The organism is Streptosporangium sp. NBC_01810 (assembly GCF_035917355.1).
Taxonomy (GTDB): Bacteria; Actinomycetota; Actinomycetes; order Streptosporangiales; family Streptosporangiaceae; genus Streptosporangium.
This window is the reverse complement of record NZ_CP109070.1, coordinates 4,141,442-4,157,191: the sequence shown is the minus strand read 5'-3', so window position 1 is coordinate 4,157,191 and position 15,750 is coordinate 4,141,442. Positions and strand designations below refer to the sequence as shown.

General features: G+C 69.8%; 14 protein-coding genes and 1 riboswitch. Of the genes, 9 read left to right on the top strand and 5 right to left on the bottom strand.

What is annotated here, in order from left to right; all coding sequences use genetic code 11:
* Window positions 1-105: 105 nt before the first annotated feature.
* Window positions 106-1,890 (bottom strand): ABC transporter substrate-binding protein, encoded by a 1,785-nt coding sequence (locus OIE13_RS17925; protein WP_326638286.1) that lies wholly within the window; start codon window positions 1,888-1,890, stop codon window positions 106-108.
* Between the two features lie 16 nt (window positions 1,891-1,906).
* The gene (locus tag OIE13_RS17920) at window positions 1,907-2,932 is read right to left on the bottom strand and encodes an ABC transporter permease (protein ID WP_326638287.1); all 1,026 of its coding nucleotides are present in this window, start codon (window positions 2,930-2,932) and stop codon (window positions 1,907-1,909) included.
* Between the two features lie 498 nt (window positions 2,933-3,430).
* A riboswitch (FMN riboswitch) is annotated at window positions 3,431-3,561 on the top strand.
* A gap of 329 nt (window positions 3,562-3,890) precedes the next feature.
* Between OIE13_RS17920 and OIE13_RS17915 the strand changes: the two genes are divergently transcribed.
* From OIE13_RS17915 to OIE13_RS17900, 4 genes are all read left to right on the top strand, one after another.
* Complete coding sequence (locus OIE13_RS17915) at window positions 3,891-4,508, top strand: riboflavin synthase (RefSeq protein WP_326638289.1); 618 nt, start codon at window positions 3,891-3,893, stop codon at window positions 4,506-4,508.
* Window positions 4,509-4,614: 106 nt separating this feature from the next.
* The gene (locus OIE13_RS17910; RefSeq protein ID WP_326638291.1) at window positions 4,615-5,829 is read left to right on the top strand and encodes a bifunctional 3,4-dihydroxy-2-butanone-4-phosphate synthase/GTP cyclohydrolase II; all 1,215 of its coding nucleotides are present in this window, start codon (window positions 4,615-4,617) and stop codon (window positions 5,827-5,829) included.
* Between the two features lie 73 nt (window positions 5,830-5,902).
* Window positions 5,903-6,373, top strand: coding sequence for a 6,7-dimethyl-8-ribityllumazine synthase (gene ribH, locus OIE13_RS17905; RefSeq protein WP_326638292.1), 471 nt, complete (start codon window positions 5,903-5,905; stop codon window positions 6,371-6,373).
* Between the two features lie 133 nt (window positions 6,374-6,506).
* A complete protein-coding gene (locus OIE13_RS17900; protein ID WP_326638294.1) occupies window positions 6,507-6,965 on the top strand; it encodes a PH domain-containing protein in 459 nt (152 codons plus the stop codon).
* 263 nt (window positions 6,966-7,228) lie between these two features.
* Here the strand turns inward: OIE13_RS17900 and OIE13_RS17895 are convergent, their stop codons facing one another.
* Window positions 7,229-7,897, bottom strand: coding sequence for a potassium channel family protein (locus OIE13_RS17895; RefSeq protein ID WP_326638296.1), 669 nt, complete (start codon window positions 7,895-7,897; stop codon window positions 7,229-7,231).
* Window positions 7,890-9,230 carry a TrkH family potassium uptake protein gene (locus tag OIE13_RS17890; protein ID WP_326638297.1) on the bottom strand — a complete coding sequence of 447 codons (1,341 nt, stop codon included), beginning with the start codon at window positions 9,228-9,230 and terminating at the stop codon, window positions 7,890-7,892. The genes OIE13_RS17895 and OIE13_RS17890 overlap by 8 nt, the downstream gene beginning before the upstream one ends.
* Window positions 9,231-9,401: 171 nt before the next feature.
* Here OIE13_RS17890 and OIE13_RS17885 point away from each other — a divergent pair, with 171 nt between their 5' ends.
* From OIE13_RS17885 to OIE13_RS17870, 4 genes are read left to right on the top strand one after another with little or no spacing between them, the layout of a single operon-like run.
* Complete coding sequence (locus OIE13_RS17885) at window positions 9,402-10,301, top strand: AAA family ATPase (protein ID WP_442811553.1); 900 nt, start codon at window positions 9,402-9,404, stop codon at window positions 10,299-10,301.
* On the top strand, window positions 10,285-11,514 hold the full coding sequence (locus tag OIE13_RS17880) for a vWA domain-containing protein (RefSeq protein ID WP_326638298.1): 1,230 nt from the start codon (window positions 10,285-10,287) through the stop codon (window positions 11,512-11,514). The genes OIE13_RS17885 and OIE13_RS17880 overlap by 17 nt, the downstream gene beginning before the upstream one ends.
* Window positions 11,507-12,667, top strand: a complete 1,161-nt coding sequence (locus OIE13_RS17875) for an XdhC family protein (protein WP_326828433.1) — start codon at window positions 11,507-11,509, stop codon at window positions 12,665-12,667. Before OIE13_RS17880 ends, OIE13_RS17875 begins: the two co-directional genes overlap by 8 nt.
* Entirely contained in the window at window positions 12,664-13,317 is a 654-nt protein-coding gene (locus OIE13_RS17870; protein WP_326638302.1) for a nucleotidyltransferase family protein, read from the top strand. Before OIE13_RS17875 ends, OIE13_RS17870 begins: the two co-directional genes overlap by 4 nt.
* 166 nt (window positions 13,318-13,483) lie before the next feature.
* On the opposite strand, the gene OIE13_RS17865 is transcribed toward OIE13_RS17870, so the two are convergent.
* Window positions 13,484-14,401 carry an endonuclease/exonuclease/phosphatase family protein gene (locus tag OIE13_RS17865; RefSeq protein ID WP_326638304.1) on the bottom strand — a complete coding sequence of 306 codons (918 nt, stop codon included), beginning with the start codon at window positions 14,399-14,401 and terminating at the stop codon, window positions 13,484-13,486.
* Window positions 14,402-14,562: 161 nt separating this feature from the next.
* Here OIE13_RS17865 and OIE13_RS17860 point away from each other — a divergent pair, with 161 nt between their 5' ends.
* Window positions 14,563-15,603, top strand: a complete 1,041-nt coding sequence (locus OIE13_RS17860; RefSeq protein WP_326638305.1) for an LLM class F420-dependent oxidoreductase — start codon at window positions 14,563-14,565, stop codon at window positions 15,601-15,603.
* Window positions 15,604-15,750 lie beyond the last annotated feature (147 nt).

The following is a 15,750-nucleotide window of genomic DNA, read 5'->3' as shown; positions in this document are numbered from 1 at the left end:
GGGACCGCTGCCGGGGCCTGACGGCCCCTTGGCCGTGGCCTCGCGGGGGAGGTGTCTCCTCCCGCGAGGCCACGGCCGCCGGTGTCTCCTAAGGCTTCGTGGGCGTTACGGCTTCACGAAGATCCTGTTCGGCTGGACGACCCACGACTGCGGGTCGATCTCCGCGCCGCCGATCTTGGAGCCGTGCAGGGTGTTGGCGATCCGGTTCTCGGCGACGACCAGCGGGGTGATCGTCTCCTGGATCTTCTTGTCCAGCGCCATCCACGCGGCGTTCTGCGCGTCGATGTCGGTCATGGCGGTGATCTCGTCCATCTCCTTGGTGATGGCCTCGTCCTTCAGGTGCGAGTAGTTCGGCGCACCGTCGGCGATCGGGCCGAAGATGACGGGCATGACCGTCGAGCCGGACGGCCAGTCGGCGCCCCAGCCGCCCCAGTACAGGTCGAACTCGTTCTTCACCAGGCCGATGGAGTCGTAGTAGGTCTTGCGGTCCAGCGGCTTGGCGACGACCTTGATGCCGGCCTTCTCCAGGGCGCTCTTGATCACGACGGTGACCTGCTCCTGGACCGGCGTCTGGTTGTAGGCGTAGACGATGGTCGGCGTCGGGTTGCTCGACTCGGCCAGCAGTTGCTTGGCCTTCTCGATGTCGCCCTCGGGCTTGGTCGTCTTGCCGAACAGGTCGTAGGGCTGGTAGCCGACCGTGGTGTTCTCGTTGAGGATCGTGGTCGGCAGCGCGGCCGCCTGCGGGCCGCCCATGGTCTGCTGGATCTGCTTGGAGGGCCACGCGTGGTTGATGGCCTGGCGGATCTTGGGGTCCTTCATCCGGTCAAGGTTGAAGTAGTAGTAGTTCCCGTACGGCGAGGGGCTCTTCATCAGGCGGGGCGCCAGCGCGGGGTCGCCGAGCACCTGCTGCAGCCGCTCCGGGGGAACGGTCGCGTAGAAGGTGAAGGCGGTCTGGTCCGGGCCCGCGTCCGCGATCAGGCGGTCGGTGATCTGCAGGTTCTCCTGGCCGAACTCCAGCCGCCACTTGTCCGGGTAGGCGCCGCGGATCGGGTCGGTGGCCGGGTCCCAGTTCGGGTTGCGCTCAAGGTCGATGGACTTGTCGACCACGTGGTTCTTGATGATGTACGGGCCGCTGGAGACGGGGGCCTTGTCGTACTTCTCCTTGGTGTCCTTGGCCTTGGGCACGATGCCGTAGCCGCCCATGGCGAAGGCGTAGTTGGCGTCGGCGTGCGGCGTCTTGAACTTGTAGACGATCGTCTTGTCGTCTGGCGTCTCGATGCTGTCCAGGCGCTTGCCGTCGTAGGGGCCCTGGTAGGCCTTCTTGTGGTCGACCTCGGTCAGCCACTGCTGGATGTAGGTCGGGCCCTGGGTGACGAAGGAGGCGAACGTCCGCTCCATGCTCCACTTCACGTCCTCGGACGTGATGGGCGTGCCGTCCTCCCACTTCACGCCGTCCTTGAGGGTGAAGGTCCAGGTCTTGCCGCCGTCGGAGGGGGTGCCCGTGTCGGTGGCCAGGTCGCCGACCAGCTTGTACTCGCTCTTGGCGGTGCGCTTGTAGCCGGTGAGGGTACGCGCGATCAGGAGGGAGAAGTTCGTCTCGGTGTTGACGTAGAGCTGGGCGGGGTCGAGGTGGGAGAAGTCGTCTCGGTCGATCATCGTGACGGTGCCGCCCTTGACGACGCCCTCCGGCTCGATGGCGGGCCCCTTGGAGTCCTCCGCGGTGCCGACCGTGATGGTCGGCGCCTTGAAGGGCTCCACTGCGGGGGCGGACGCACCGGCGGAGCCGCTGGGGGCGGCAGGGGCGCCCTGGTTGCCCTCGGCGCACGCGCTGGTGAGTGCGAGCGCGCCTATGGCGAGTACGGCCATCGCTGACCGCGTACGGACTTTCATCTCTCTCCTATCGGATCTAACGCTTGAGTTTGGGGTCGAAGGCGTCGCGGACCGAGTCACCGAGAAGGTTGAACGCGATCACGAAGAGCAGCAGAGCCGCGCCGGGGAAGATCAGGTAGGTGATGTCGTTCTGGTAGACCTGGGTGCCCCGCAGGAACATCCGGCCCCAGTCGGGGATGGGCTCGATCATGCCGACGCCCAGGAAGGACAGGGCCGCCTCGGCGGTCACCATCGCGGGCAGCAGCAGTGTCGACTGGATCAGGATCGGCGTCCACAGGTTGGGCAGCAGCTCCTTGAAGATGATCCGGGAGGGTGAGGCTCCGGTCACCTTGGCGGCCTCGACGAACTCCCGCTCGCGCATGGAGAGCACCTGGCCGCGCAGCAGCCGGGCGATGCCGGCCCAGCCGAAGGCCGTCAGCAGGGTGATGAGCGTCACCGCCCGCAGCCAGACCGGGGTCTCCTCGGAGGGGTCGACGAAGAGGTTCTCCACCACCGGCATGAACGCGATGATGAACAGGGTCGAGGGGAACGACAGGACGATGTCGATCAGGCGGCCGATGAAGTAGTCGGTTCTGCCCCCGGCGTACCCGGCGACGATGCCCATGACGATGCCGATCGCCGAGATGAGGACCGTCGCGACCATCGCGATCAGCAGCGAGGTCCTGATCCCGTAGACGAGCTGCATGAACACGTCCCGGCCCAGGCCAGGCTCGATGCCGAACCAGAAGTCCGAGCTGATCCCGCCGTTGGGCAGCACCGGGTAGCCGAAGTCGTTCAGCAGTCCCGGGGTGTCCTGGCCGTAGAGGGTGTAGGGGTCCTTCCCGTAGAGCCAGGAGATGACCGGCGCGAGGATCGCGACGAGGAAGAAGAAGATCACCACGCCGGCCGAGGCGATGCCGGTGGGGTCGCGGCGGAAGCGCAGCCACATCAACTGGCCGGGGGAGCGGCCCACCGTCTCCGGTGTCTTCACCGCGGGGGGTTCCCCGGCGGTGGTCGCTGCTGGTGCAGGGATGGTCATCGTGCGGGCGCTCCCAACGAGCATGGCTGAGCCTGATCCTTGGAACCATCGCAAAACAGTCAAGGTCAAATCAATGGCCTGGTCCTTACTCATTTTATTGTTGTGTAATTTCCACCGGTTTGTAGCTTCAATTCCGTTGACGCGGCGGGGGGGTGGAGTGAAAGAATCGGGGCACTTAAAAGCCGCTTTTCACGGATCTGTGACACTTTGATGACCTGGTCGTGACACCCCGGTCTGGATCCTGTTCCGCTTGTGTCACAGACTCGGGACATGCGCGTCCGGACCCCCTCTCGTAGCGTAATTAACCATTTACCGGGGAGGCGGCGTATGGATCACGGGTTGTTCGGACCGGATTCGGTGACTCGGCGACCTGGAAGGTGATCGCCGGGCGCGCCGCGTGGCTGGACCAAGTGCTCGCTCGGTCCATATGCTGGAGTGGTGTGTGGTGCGGTTTGCCGGACATGGCACACTGGTGTACGGGAAGCGGGCCGCCTGTGGCGCGCCTCCCGAAGCAAGACAGAGCAGCGTGCTCCGGGGTCGGTGAAATTCCGAGCCGGCGGTTACAGTCCGCGACCCGGTCGAAGCCATCGACCGGTTGACCTGGTGAAACTCCAGGACCGACGGTTAGAGTCCGGATGGGAGGAAGCGCGCGAGCGGAGAGTGCCCTCTGGCACCCTCCGCTGATCGGGTGTACGCACCCATCGAATTCCCCGGGGCCCGCCGTGGCAGACAGCTACTGGCGAGTAGGAGACCTCGGGTGACTGATCGGACGCGGACGCGCCCAGTGGCCGGGTGCGCCCCCCATGGGCACGGCACCGCCGGCCCCCACCATTCCCTGACCGGGCACGTCGGCTTATCCCGCTCTCCGAGCGCATGCCCCGTCAGCCCTCGCGCGGCTTTCCGCCCGCCGGCGACGTTCCGCCTCCGGTCCCGCGACACCTCGGCCGCCCGCCTTCGCGCGGTCCCCTGCAAGGAGCTGTGAATGTTCACCGGAATCGTCGAAGAACTGGGAGAGATCGCCGGGATCGAGCAGCTGAGGGACGCGGCCCGGCTGTCGATCCGCGGCAGGACGGTCACCTCGGACGCCGGGCACGGCGACTCGATCGCCGTCAACGGCGTCTGCCTGACCGTGGTGGACGTGGACGGTGAGGTGTTCACCGCCGACGTGATGAAGGAGACCCTCGACCGCAGCTCCCTCGGCACGCTGAGGCCCGGCTCCCCGGTCAACCTGGAGCGCGCGGTCCGCGCCGACCAGCGACTGGGCGGCCACATCGTGCAGGGTCACGTGGACGGGACGGGCGTCCTGCTGTCGCGGGAGCCCGGCGAGCACTGGGAGGTCGTCCGGATCTCCCTCCCGCCCGACCTCGACCGCTACGTGGTCGAGAAGGGGTCGATCACGGTCGACGGCATCAGCCTGACCGTCGTGAGCGTCGGCTCCGGCGGCTTCACCGTCAGCCTCATCCCCACCACCCTGAGCCTGACCACCCTCGGCGCCAAGCAACCTGGAGACCCGGTGAACCTGGAGGTCGACGTGATCGCCAAGCACGTCGAGAAGCTCGTCGGCGCGTACGCCCCGGCAGATCGGGAGGAGCGGCGGTGAACCTGGCGAAAGCGGGATTCGAGGCCCTCGTGCCCGTCCCGGTCGGATTCGTCAACTGGCTCAAGGAGCACAGGCCGCAGGCCGTGCTCGTCCCCGAGGAGGCCGTGTGATCAAGCTGGACCCGATCGAACGCGCGATCGCCGACACCCGCGAGGGCAAGGCGGTCGTGGTCGTCGACGACGAGAACCGCGAGAACGAGGGTGACATCATCTTCGCCGCGTCCAAGGCCACGCCGGAACTGCTGGCCTTCACCATCCGGCACAGCAGCGGCGTGGTCTGCGTGCCGATGCGCGGTGAGGACCTCGACCGGCTCGGCCTGCCGCTGATGGTGCACGACAACAGGGAGCGCCTGCGCACCGCGTACACGATCAGCGTGGACGCCAGGGACGGGGTGAGCACCGGAATCTCCGCCGCCGACCGGGCCCGCACGATCCGCCTCCTGGCCGACTCCGCGACCGACCCGTCCGAGCTGGTACGGCCCGGTCACGTCTTCCCGCTCCGCTACCGGGAGGGCGGTGTCCTGGTCAGGCGCGGCCACACCGAGGCTGCCGTGGACCTGGCCAGGCTCGCCGGGCTGAGCGAGTCGGGGGTGCTCGCCGAGGTCGTCAACGACGACGGGACCATGATGCGCCTGCCCGAGCTGCGCGTCTTCTGTGACGAGCACGACCTGGCGCTCGTCTCGATCGAGCAGCTGGTGGAGTTCCGGCGCAGGACCGAGCGGATGGTGACCAGGGTCGCCGAGACGCGGCTGCCGAACAGGTTCGGCGTGTGGCGCGCCTACGGCTTCGCGAGCTCGGTGGACGGCGGCGAGCACCTGGCCCTGGTCTTCGGTGACATCGAGGACGGCGAGAACGTCATGGTCCGGGCGCATTCCGAGTGCCTGACCGGTGACGTGCTCGGGTCGCTGCGGTGCGACTGCGGGGTGCAGTTGGAACACGCGATGTCCCGGATCGCCGCCGAGGGCCGAGGCGTGATCGTCTACCTGCGCGGGCACGAGGGGCGTGGCATCGGGCTGCTGGCCAAGCTGCGGGCGTACAGCCTCCAGGACGCCGGTAGTGACACGGTCGACGCCAATCTGGAGCTCGGGCTGCCGGTGGACGCGCGGGAGTTCTCCAACGCCGGGCAGATCCTCGCGGACCTGGGGGTGAAGTCGATCCGGCTGCTGACCAACAACCCGGCCAAGCTGCGCGGCATGGACGGCTACGGCATCAAGGTGATCGGCCGCGAGCCCATGCCCGTGGTGATGAACCCGTACAACGAGAAGTACCTGTCGGCCAAGCGCGACCGCCTTGGTCACGACATTCCGCAGGAGAGCGAATGAGTGAGCGTGGCGAGAGAGCCGGTGGATACGGGGTGTTCGCGAATGCGAACCGCGAGCGGAGCGAGCTGATCAGATGAGCGGCATGGGACGACCGGTGGCGTCGGCAGTGGACGCGCGAGGGCTGACCGTCGGCATCGTGGCCGCCAGGTGGCATGAGAAGATCACCGATCAGCTCGTGGCGCGAGCCGTGCGGGCAGGCGAGGACAGCGGCGCGGCGGTGACCGTGGTCCGGGTGGCGGGATCGCTGGAGATCCCGGTCGTGGTGCAGGCCCTGGCCGGGCGCTGTGACGCGGTCGTCGCCCTCGGAGCCGTGATCCGCGGTGAGACCGCCCACTTCGACTACGTCTGCGACTCCGTCACCTCGGGCCTGACCCGGATCTCCCTCGACGAGCGGGTCCCGATCGGCAACGGTGTGCTGACCTGCGAATCCATCGACCAGGCCGTCGACCGGTCGGGTCTGCCCGGCAGTCACGAGGACAAGGGCTATGAGGCCACCGTCGCCGCGCTGGAGACGGCGCTGCTGCTGCGGGAACTCCGCTCCTAGAGCATCGCCGGACTCACCCCCGCCGCGCCGCGTGATCGGTGCGGCGGGGGTGTGCGATAGGTTTCCATCGGCACCGTGACCAGCTGTCGCAGCCGTTTTGACCGGTGGTTTCCCGAAGGATCGTGATCTGAAAGTGAGCCCGGAGAGCGTCTCCCCGCCCCCGTTGCCCGTCGTCTGGCGCCCCAAGAACGGGCGGATCGTGGCATACGGCTTCGCGGGCGTGATCGCGCTCGGCGCGCTCCTGATGGCGATCTTCCTGCCGCCGCCGTTCACGCTGGCCGACAGGATCGGGATGCTCGTGCTGGGCGCCTTGGTCGTCGGGGCACTCCACCTGCTGGGGCGGTGCCGCGTGGAGGCCGACGAGCGAGGGATCACCGTCGTCAACCCGCTGCGGGTACGCCGCTACGAGTGGGCCGAGGTGCTCGGGGTCACCCTGACCGACCACGAGCCCTGGGCGAAGATCGACTTCGCCGACGGAATCACGGTCGGTGCCATGGGCCTGCAGGGGTCGGAGAAGAAGCGCACGGCGCGCCAGGTCCGCGAGCTCGCCGCCCTCATCAGGGAGCGCGGGGAGGCTGACGAGGCCCGCTGAACCGCCGGCGGTCCTGTCGCCTGGACGCCGTCGTCACCGCCTGGACGCCGTCGTCACCGCCTGGACGCCGTCGTCACCGCCTGGACGCCGTCGTCACCGCCTGGACGCCGTCGTCACCGCCTGGACGCCGTCGTCACCGCCTGGACATCGCCGTCACCGCCTTGGACGCCGCCGGATCCGGCGAGACCCGCCGGGCCACCGTGCCCGGGTCCTTCTGGCCGAGGTTCTTCGTGCCCGGGTCCTTCCGCCGAGGCGCTCCGTGCTCAGGTCTCCTCGGCGAACCGCTCGGTCTTGTCGGTGTCGCCCGCGACGAGCAGGATGTCGCCGCTCTGGACCACCGTCTCCGAGGTGGCGTAGGTGAACCCGCCGCCGGGCTTCTTGATACCGACCACGGTGACCCCGTACTCGCCGCGAATGCCCAGCTGTCCCAGGCTCTTGCCGTCCGCCCACTCGGGCGCCATGGTCTTGATCAGGGCGTAGCCCTCGTCGACCTCCAGATAGTCGAGCATCCGCCCGATGACCAGGTGCGCGACCCGCTCGCCCATGTCGTGTTCCGGCTGTACCACGCGGTGCGCGCCGACCCGCTGCAGGATCCGGCTGTGCTGCAGGCTGATCGACTTGGCCCAGATGTCCGGCACCCCCAGGTCGGTCAGGACCGAGGTGGTCAGGATGCTCGCCTCGATGTCGGTGCCGATGCCGACCACGGCCCGGCCGAACTCCCCGATGCCGAGCTGCCGGAGGGTGTCCGGGTCAGTGGAGTCCGCGCACACCACGTGGGTGAGCCTGCCGGAGAAGTGCTGAACGTTCTTGGGGTCGTTGTCCACCCCGAGCACCTCGACGTCGCGGCTCACCAGTTCCGCCGCGAGAGCGCCGCCGAACCGCCCGAGACCGATGACCACGACCGCTTCGCCGCGGCTCTTCTTGTCAACCAACGAGGGGACGCTCCTCTGGATATCGGAACCGACGGGTCTGGACGTGCAGTGCCAGCGCGGCGCCCAGGGTCACCGGGCCGAGCCGCCCGACGAACATCAGGACGGTCAGGATCAGGTGCCCCGCGGTGCCGACGTCGGCGGTGATCCCCGTCGACAGCCCGACCGTGCCGAAGGCGGAGATCACCTCGAACAGTACGCGGTCGAGCTTGAAGGGGGTCACCGTCATCATCGCGAACGTTCCCACCGCGACCGACGCCACGCTCAGCAGCGCGATCGTCAGGGCCTGGCGCTGGAGCTGCTCGGGGACGCGGCGGCGGCCCGCCGAGACGTCGGGCTCGCCGCGCAGCTCGGCGAGGATCACGAAGCCCAGAAGTGCGAACGTCGTCACCTTGATGCCGCCCGCGGTGCCCGCGCTGCCCGCACCGATGAACATCAGCACGTCGCTGATCAGCCAGGAGTTCTCGCTCATCTGGGAGGTGTCCACGGAGTTCAGGCCGCCGCTGCGGGTCATCGTGCTGTGGAAGAACCCGGCCATGATCCGTAGTCCCGGAGAGAGGCCCCCTATCGTGCCGGGGTTGTTCCATTCGATGACGGTGACGGCCAGCGTCCCGCCGAGCAGCAGCACCGCGGTCATCCACAGCGTGATCTTGGTGTGCAGCGTCCAGCGCGACGGGCGACGCCAGTTCTCCCGCAGGACGGCGTAGACCGGGAAGCCGAGACCTCCGGCGATCACCGCCAGCGCGAGCGGGAGGCAGATCCACGGGTCGGTGACGAACCCCATGACGCTGTCCGACCAGAGGGCGAACCCGGCATTGGTAAATGCTGAGATTGCATGAAAAATCCCGTAATAGATGGCGAGGCCGACAGGATCCCCGTACCCGATCACGAAGCGGGCGGCGAGCGCCGCGGCGGTCAGCACCTCGGCTACCAGCGTGATCTTGGCGACTCCCACGATCAGTCGTCGCACGTCGCCGGCCCCGAGGGTCTTGGTCTCGGCCTGGGTGTTGAGGCGGGCGCGCAGGCCGAGCTTGCCGGAGACGATCAGGGCCAGGATCGAGGAGAGCGTCATGATCCCGAAGCCGCCGATCTGCATCAGCACCATGAGCACGATCTCGCCGAAGAGCGACCAGTGCGCCGCGGTGTCGTGCATGGCCAGCCCGGTCACGCACACCGCGGAGGTGGCGGTGAACAGGGCCGATGTCCACGAGGCGTGCTGGCCCCCCTCGACCGCCACCGGCAGCGACAGCAGCACCGTACCGGTGAGGACCACGGCCAGGAACGCCACCACGACGACTCTGGACGGGGTGTTGATCTGGTCGAGGAGGTTCTTCACAGGGGGTGAGGATACTTCTTCGAGGGGCGGCGATAGGCCTGTCGGCCCTCGATACCCGACGCCGTCTCGCCGGATCGGTTCATGACGCCGTCTCCCGGTGCCGCGGATGCGGCGCGGGAACGCGGGAACGCGGGAACGCGAGAACGTGGCCACCGGGCGTAACCTGAGGTGGTGGCGGTCAGGCGGACAATCGAGGCATCTGATGTGCGGTCACCCGCGCAGCTGGCGGAGCTGCTCGACGAGCAGTCGTATCTGGCCGACACCGGGCTCGCCACGGCTGCCTTTCTCGCGCTGCGGATGGGGCGCCCGTTGCTCCTCGAAGGCGAGGCCGGCGTCGGCAAGACCGAGCTGGCCAGGACCCTGGCCACGCTGCTCGGGGCGCCGCTGATCCGCCTGCAGTGCTACGAGGGGCTGGATGCCTCCCAGGCGCTCTACGACTGGGACTTCGCCCGCCAGCTGCTGCACCTGAAGGCGGCGGAGGCCGGTGGGATCACCGACGCCGCCCGGCTGGAGGGGGAGGTCTACGACCGGAGGTTCCTGATCGCCAGGCCGCTGCTGAAGGCGGTCGAGACCCAGCCCTCGGTACTGCTCATCGACGAGGTCGACCGCGCCGACGTGGAGTTCGAGGCGATCCTGCTGGAGGTGCTCTCGGACTTCGCGATCTCCATCCCCGAGCTCGGCACGGTCCGCGCCGCGAGGCCGCCGGTGGTCGTACTGACCTCCAACCGCACCCGCGAGGTACACGACGCCCTGAAACGGCGCTGCCTCTACCACTGGCTGGAACACCCCTCCTTCGAGCGGGAGGTGGCGATCCTGCGCAGGCGGCTCCCCGGCTGTTCCGCGATCCTGGCCGAGCAGGTCGCCCACGCGACGGGACGGCTCCGCGAGGTCGATCTGATCAAGTCGCCGGGGATCGCCGAGACCCTCGACTGGACCGAGGCCCTGCTGGCCCTGGGGGCTCGCGAGCTCGACCCCGATCTGGCGGCCGCCACGCTGGGCGCCCTGCTCAAGCACAGGGAGGACCACGCGGCGGTGCTCGGGAACGGATTCTTCGGTGCGGCCCGGCGCTGACGGCCCCGGTTTCCCCGCCGGTGCGATCGGTCCCGCGGTGGGCCTGAACGGTGCCCCGGCGGATCGGGGCCCCGGTCGGCCGCCCGCCAGGAGCGACGGCGCCTTCCCCGTCGCGGGGATCGGCGAGGATCTGGTCGCGGTCATGACCGGTTTCGCCAGGACCCTGCGGGCCGCGGGGGTGCCCGCCGACCACGAGCGGACCCAGGGCCTGCTCCGCGCCCTGTCCCACCTGGACGCGATGGAACCCGCCGGCGTCTACTGGGCGGGCAGGCTCACGCTGTGCGCCTCCGCCGATGACCTGCCCCGTTATGACCGGGTCTTCGCGGCCTACTTCGCAGGGCGGCGCGCGGTCCGCGCGAGATCGACGGCGATCACCGTCACCCGGAACGTCGCGACATCGCCGCAGACCGGTCCCGATCCAAAGGAGGGCGACGAGAGCCCCGCTCTCGCGGCGACCGCGAGCGCGACGGAGGTGCTGCGCACCCGGAACGTGGCCAGGATGACGGGGCCGGAACTGGCCGAGGTGCACCGGCTGCTCGCCCTGCTGCGGGTGGGCCGGGAGCGGCGTCGGTCGCGACGTTTCAAACCCTCGCGCCGAGGGCGACTGGACGGCGGGGCGACGATCCGCGAGACCCTGCGCAGGGGCGGCGAGATCGCCGGGCTCCGCTACCGCGCGCACCGGACCAGGCCCCGCAGGGTGGTGCTGCTGGTCGACGTCAGCGGCTCGATGACCCCGTACGCGGACTCGCTGCTCCGCCTCGCCCATGCGCTGGTCAGGTCGGAACCCCGGGCCACCGAGGTGTTCAGCGCGGGTACCCGGCTGACCCGGATCACCGCCGAGCTGCGCCACCGTGATCCGGCCGCCGCCATGAACGCCGTCTCCCACGCCATTCCCGACTGGAGCGGCGGCACCCGGCTGGGTGAGGAGCTCCGGCGGCTCCTGGCGCTGAACGACGCGGCCGGCGCGACAGTGGTGATCGCCTCCGACGGGTGGGAGCGCGGCGACGTCTCGCTGCTGGGAGCGGAGATGGCCAGACTGTCGCGGACGGCACACCGGGTGATCTGGGTGAACCCGCACAAGGGGCAGGAGGGCTACCAGCCGCTCACCGCCGGTATGCGTGCGGCCCTTCCGCACATCGACGACTTCGTGGCCGGGCACAGCCTGGCCGCCTTCGAAGAGCTGGCAATGCTGCTGGGAGGCACACGTGCGTGATGTTCTGTCGCAGGTCCTGCGCTGGTGGGAGACAGGAGAGACGTTCGGCCTGGCCACCGTGGTCGACACCTTCCGCAGCGCCCCCCGGCCGCCGGGGGCGTCCATGGCGGTGCTCGGTAACGAGGCGGAGGGCAGCGTCTCGGGCGGCTGCGTCGAGGGAGCCGTCTACGAGCTGGCCCAGGAGGTGGTCTCCTCCGGCACACCCGTCCTGCAGCGGTACGGCGTGAGCGACGACGACGCCTTCTCCGTCGGCCTGACCTGCGGCGGCATCCTGGACGTGTTCGTCGAACCGGTCTCCAGAGAGACCTTCCCCGAGCTGGGCTCGGTCGCCGCCTCGGTGCTCGGGCACGAGCCGGTGGCGGTGGCGACGGTTCTGTCCGGGCCGGGCACGGTGGGTACCCGCCGGGTGATCTGGCCGGACCGTTCCTCGGGCTCGCTGGGGGGGAGCCGGCTGAACGAGGCGGTGGACGACGACGTACGGGGCATGCTGGCGCAGGGGCTGACGGGCGTCCGCAGGTACGGGGCCCGGGGGGAGCGGCGGCTCGACGAGCTGTCGGTCTTCGTCCAGTCCTTTGCGCCGCCGCCCCGGATGCTGGTCTTCGGCGCGATCGACTTCGCCGCCGCGGTCGCCAGGATCGGCAAGTTCCTCGGCTACCACGTGGTCGTGTGCGACGCCCGGCCGGTCTTCACCACGGCCAAGCGCTTCCCCGAGGCCGACGAGGTGATCGTCAAGTGGCCGCACGACTACCTCACCTCGACCACCGTGGACGAGCGGACCGCGATCTGCGTGCTCACCCACGACCCCAAGTTCGACGTCCCCCTGCTGGAGGTGGCCCTGCGCACCCCGGCGGGCTATGTCGGCGCCATGGGATCGCGCCGCACGCACGAGGACCGGCTGGCCCGGCTCGCGCAGGCGGGGCTGGGGGAGGCCGAGCTGAAACGGCTCCGCTCGCCGATCGGCCTGGACCTGGGGGCGCGTACGCCCGAGGAGACCGCGGTCTCCATCGCCGCCGAGCTGATCCAGCTGCGCTGGGGCGGCTCGGGCCGGCCATTGACCGGCGGCTCCGGCCGGATCCACGGCGATGGCCCGGTTCACGGTGCCGGCCCGGTTCACGGTGCCGGCCCGGTTCACGGTGATGGACCCGGCGCATGAGTACGGCCGGAGAGGTGCCGGGGGAAACCACCGAGGAGGGATCCGCGGGAACGGCGAGCGCGGGGCTGCTGCTGGCCGCCGGGTCCGGCTCGCGGCTCGGCACGCCGAAGGCACTGGTGGAGTTCGGCGGGGAGCGGCTGGTGGACCGGGGGGTCAGGGTGCTCCGGGACGGCGGCTGCCGGCCCGTGGTCGTGGTGCTCGGGGCGGCCGCCGTCCGGGTGCCGGGGGCAGTGACCGTCCGCAACCCGGAGTGGAGTTCGGGGATGGGCTCCTCGCTCAGGGCCGGTCTGGGCGCGATCCCCGTCACCGCCGAGCATGTGGTGATCACCCTGGTGGACCAGCCGTTCGTCGGCCCGGCGGCGGTGGAGCGGCTCATCCAGGCCGCGCGGCAGGGCGCCTCGGTCGCCGTCGCCACCTACGGCGGGGCGCGGCGGAACCCGGTGCTGATCGCCAGGGAGCACTTCGAGGAGGTCTTCCGGCTCGCGACCGGCGACGCCGGAGCCCGCCCGTTCCTGAAGGCCCATCCCGAGCTGGTCGTCGCGGTCCGCTGCGACGATGTGGCGGACCCCGCCGACATCGACACCCCGGCGGACCTGCTGGCGTTACAGGCCCGTTCCGACCTCGCCGCCCGAGCCGCCCGACCCCGCTGACCCCGGCAGGTCCGCCGGGGTCACCTGCCGGCGCCACCTGCCCGTTCCGGCCTCATTGGTCTCATCGGCCTTACCGGCCAAGACCCCGATCCCGCTGAGTCCCGAACAGGCGGACCTGTCGGTGCTACGGGGCCGTTCCTGTCTCGCCGCCCGAGCCCGCTGGGTGTTATTTATCTGGTTCGTCTGATCTCTGTGGGCTCAGGCGCAGCGAGGCGACGGCGGCGCGGTGGTCGCTGCCCGCGGCCCGCTCGACGCCCGCGCCGGTGGCGGTCAGGCCGCGGTAGAGGATGTGGTCGGGGCGGGTGACGGGGAAGGACGCGGGCCAGGTGAAGCCGAACCCCGTACCGGCCTCCTGCTGGGCGTCCGACAGCGGCGGCACCAGGCCGGAGCGCTTGCGGTCGGTGGTGGCGGTGTTGAGGTCGCCGAGCAGGAGCAGACGCGCGCTGTCGTCCCTGTCGATCATCTTGCGGGCGTGGGCGAGGGTCTCGTCACGCTGCGCGGTATGGCCCGGCCGGGCGGAGGCGAGGTGCATGACGTAAACGGTCAGCCTCCCCTTGGGGGTCACGACCACGGCCCGAAGCGCCCGCGCCCAGTCGAGGCCGATGTCGGCCTTGCGGGCCTCGGCGATCGGGAATCGGCTCCACAGGCCGACCGTGGCGATCCGGTAGCGGTGGGGGAAGCGGTCGTCGAGGACCTTCGCCGCCGGGCCTCCGGGGGTCAGCTCCTGCACCGCGACCAGGTCACGGCCCTTGGAGACCGACCGTACGGCCTCGGCCGAGTCGGCGTTCGCCGCGCCCACGTTGAGCGTGGCGACCGACAGGTCGCTGGGGCCGCCGGGCGGGCTGCGCAGCAGCGCCGGGCCGAACATGAGGCCCCAGACGGTCGCCGGGAGCAGTGCCGCGAAGATCACCTGCCACGAGCGGGTGGCCAGCGCGCAGACCAGCAGGACGGGTACGGCGACGCCGAGCCAGGGAAGGAGGCTCTCCAGCACGGGGGTGAATCCGCCCAGCTCCGGTAGGAGCCGGTGCCCTCCGAGGGTCAGGGCCAGCACTCCCGCCACCACGACGATCGATCGCCTCAGCACACCCCTCCTCGTCCCCCTCGAAGATCCCCTACCCCGGAATGCGTAGGTTACCGGCCCGGCGGTGCGGGGCTTGGTGCTTCGGCGGTGAGTCGATAGCCTTTGTTACCGAGGCAACGGAACAACATTCGGTTTCGTCGGCGCTGCGGAAGGACGATCTCACGATGCGTATCGGTATGGCCCTGAGCTACTCGGGGGGCTTCAAGGAGACGGTGGCCGAACTGGCCGACTACGAAAAGGCCGGTCTCGACATCGTCTTCGTCGCCGAGGCCTACAGCTTCGACGCGGTCAGCCAGATGGGCTACATCGCGGCCAAGACCGAGAGGCTGCAGATCGCCTCCGGCATCCTGCCGATCTACTCCCGGACCCCGGCCCTGCTGGCCATGACCGCGGCGGGTCTGGACTACGTCTCCGACGGCCGCTTCACCCTCGGCCTGGGCGCCTCGGGGCCGCAGGTCATCGAGGGCTTCCACGGTGTCCCGTACAACGCCCCGCTCGGACGCACCCGCGAGGTCATCGAGATCTGCCGTCAGGTGTGGCGGCGTGAGCGCCTGAACTACGAGGGCAGGCACTACACCGTGCCGCTCCCCGCGGGCCAGGGGACCGGCCTCGGCAAGCCGCTGAAGCTCATCAACCACCCGCTCCGCGACCGCATCCCCGTCGTGATCGCCGCCATCGGCCCCAAGAACGTCGAGCTGGCCGCCGAGCTGGCCGAGGGCTGGGAGCCGATCTTCTACATGCCGGAGAAGGCCGCCGACGTCTGGGGCGCCTCCCTGGCGGCGGGCCGGGCCAAGCGGGACCCGGCCCTGGGCGAGCTGGACGTGATCGCCCAGGCATCGCTGGCCATCGGCGACGACGTCTCGGACTGGCTGGAGCTGGGCCGCCCGATGGCCGCCCTCTACATCGGCGGCATGGGCGCCAAGGGCAAGAACTTCTACAACGACCTCGCCCGCCGCTACGGCTACGAGAAGGAGGCCGAGCAGATCCAGAATCTCTACCTCGACGGCAAGAAGGACGAGGCCGCCGCGCTCGTCCCACAGGAGCTGCTGGAGAAGATGTCCCTGATCGGCTCCGAGGGGCACGTCCGCGAGCGCCTCCAGGCGATGCGGGAGTCGGGCGTCACGACGATCAACGTCGCCCCGCTCGGCCGTACGCACGAGGAGCGCGTCCGGCTCATCGAGAAGGTCAGGGGCCTCGCGTCCTGACCTTTCACGACCGCGCCGGTGGCGTAAGGCGGGCGGGCGAACCCGACCTGGTCCACCCTGGTGAATCCGGTGGTGTCGTCGGCCGCGGCGGGACTCCCGGCTGACACGAGTGCGAAGAGGGCTACGGCGGCGAGAATGCGTCGCATC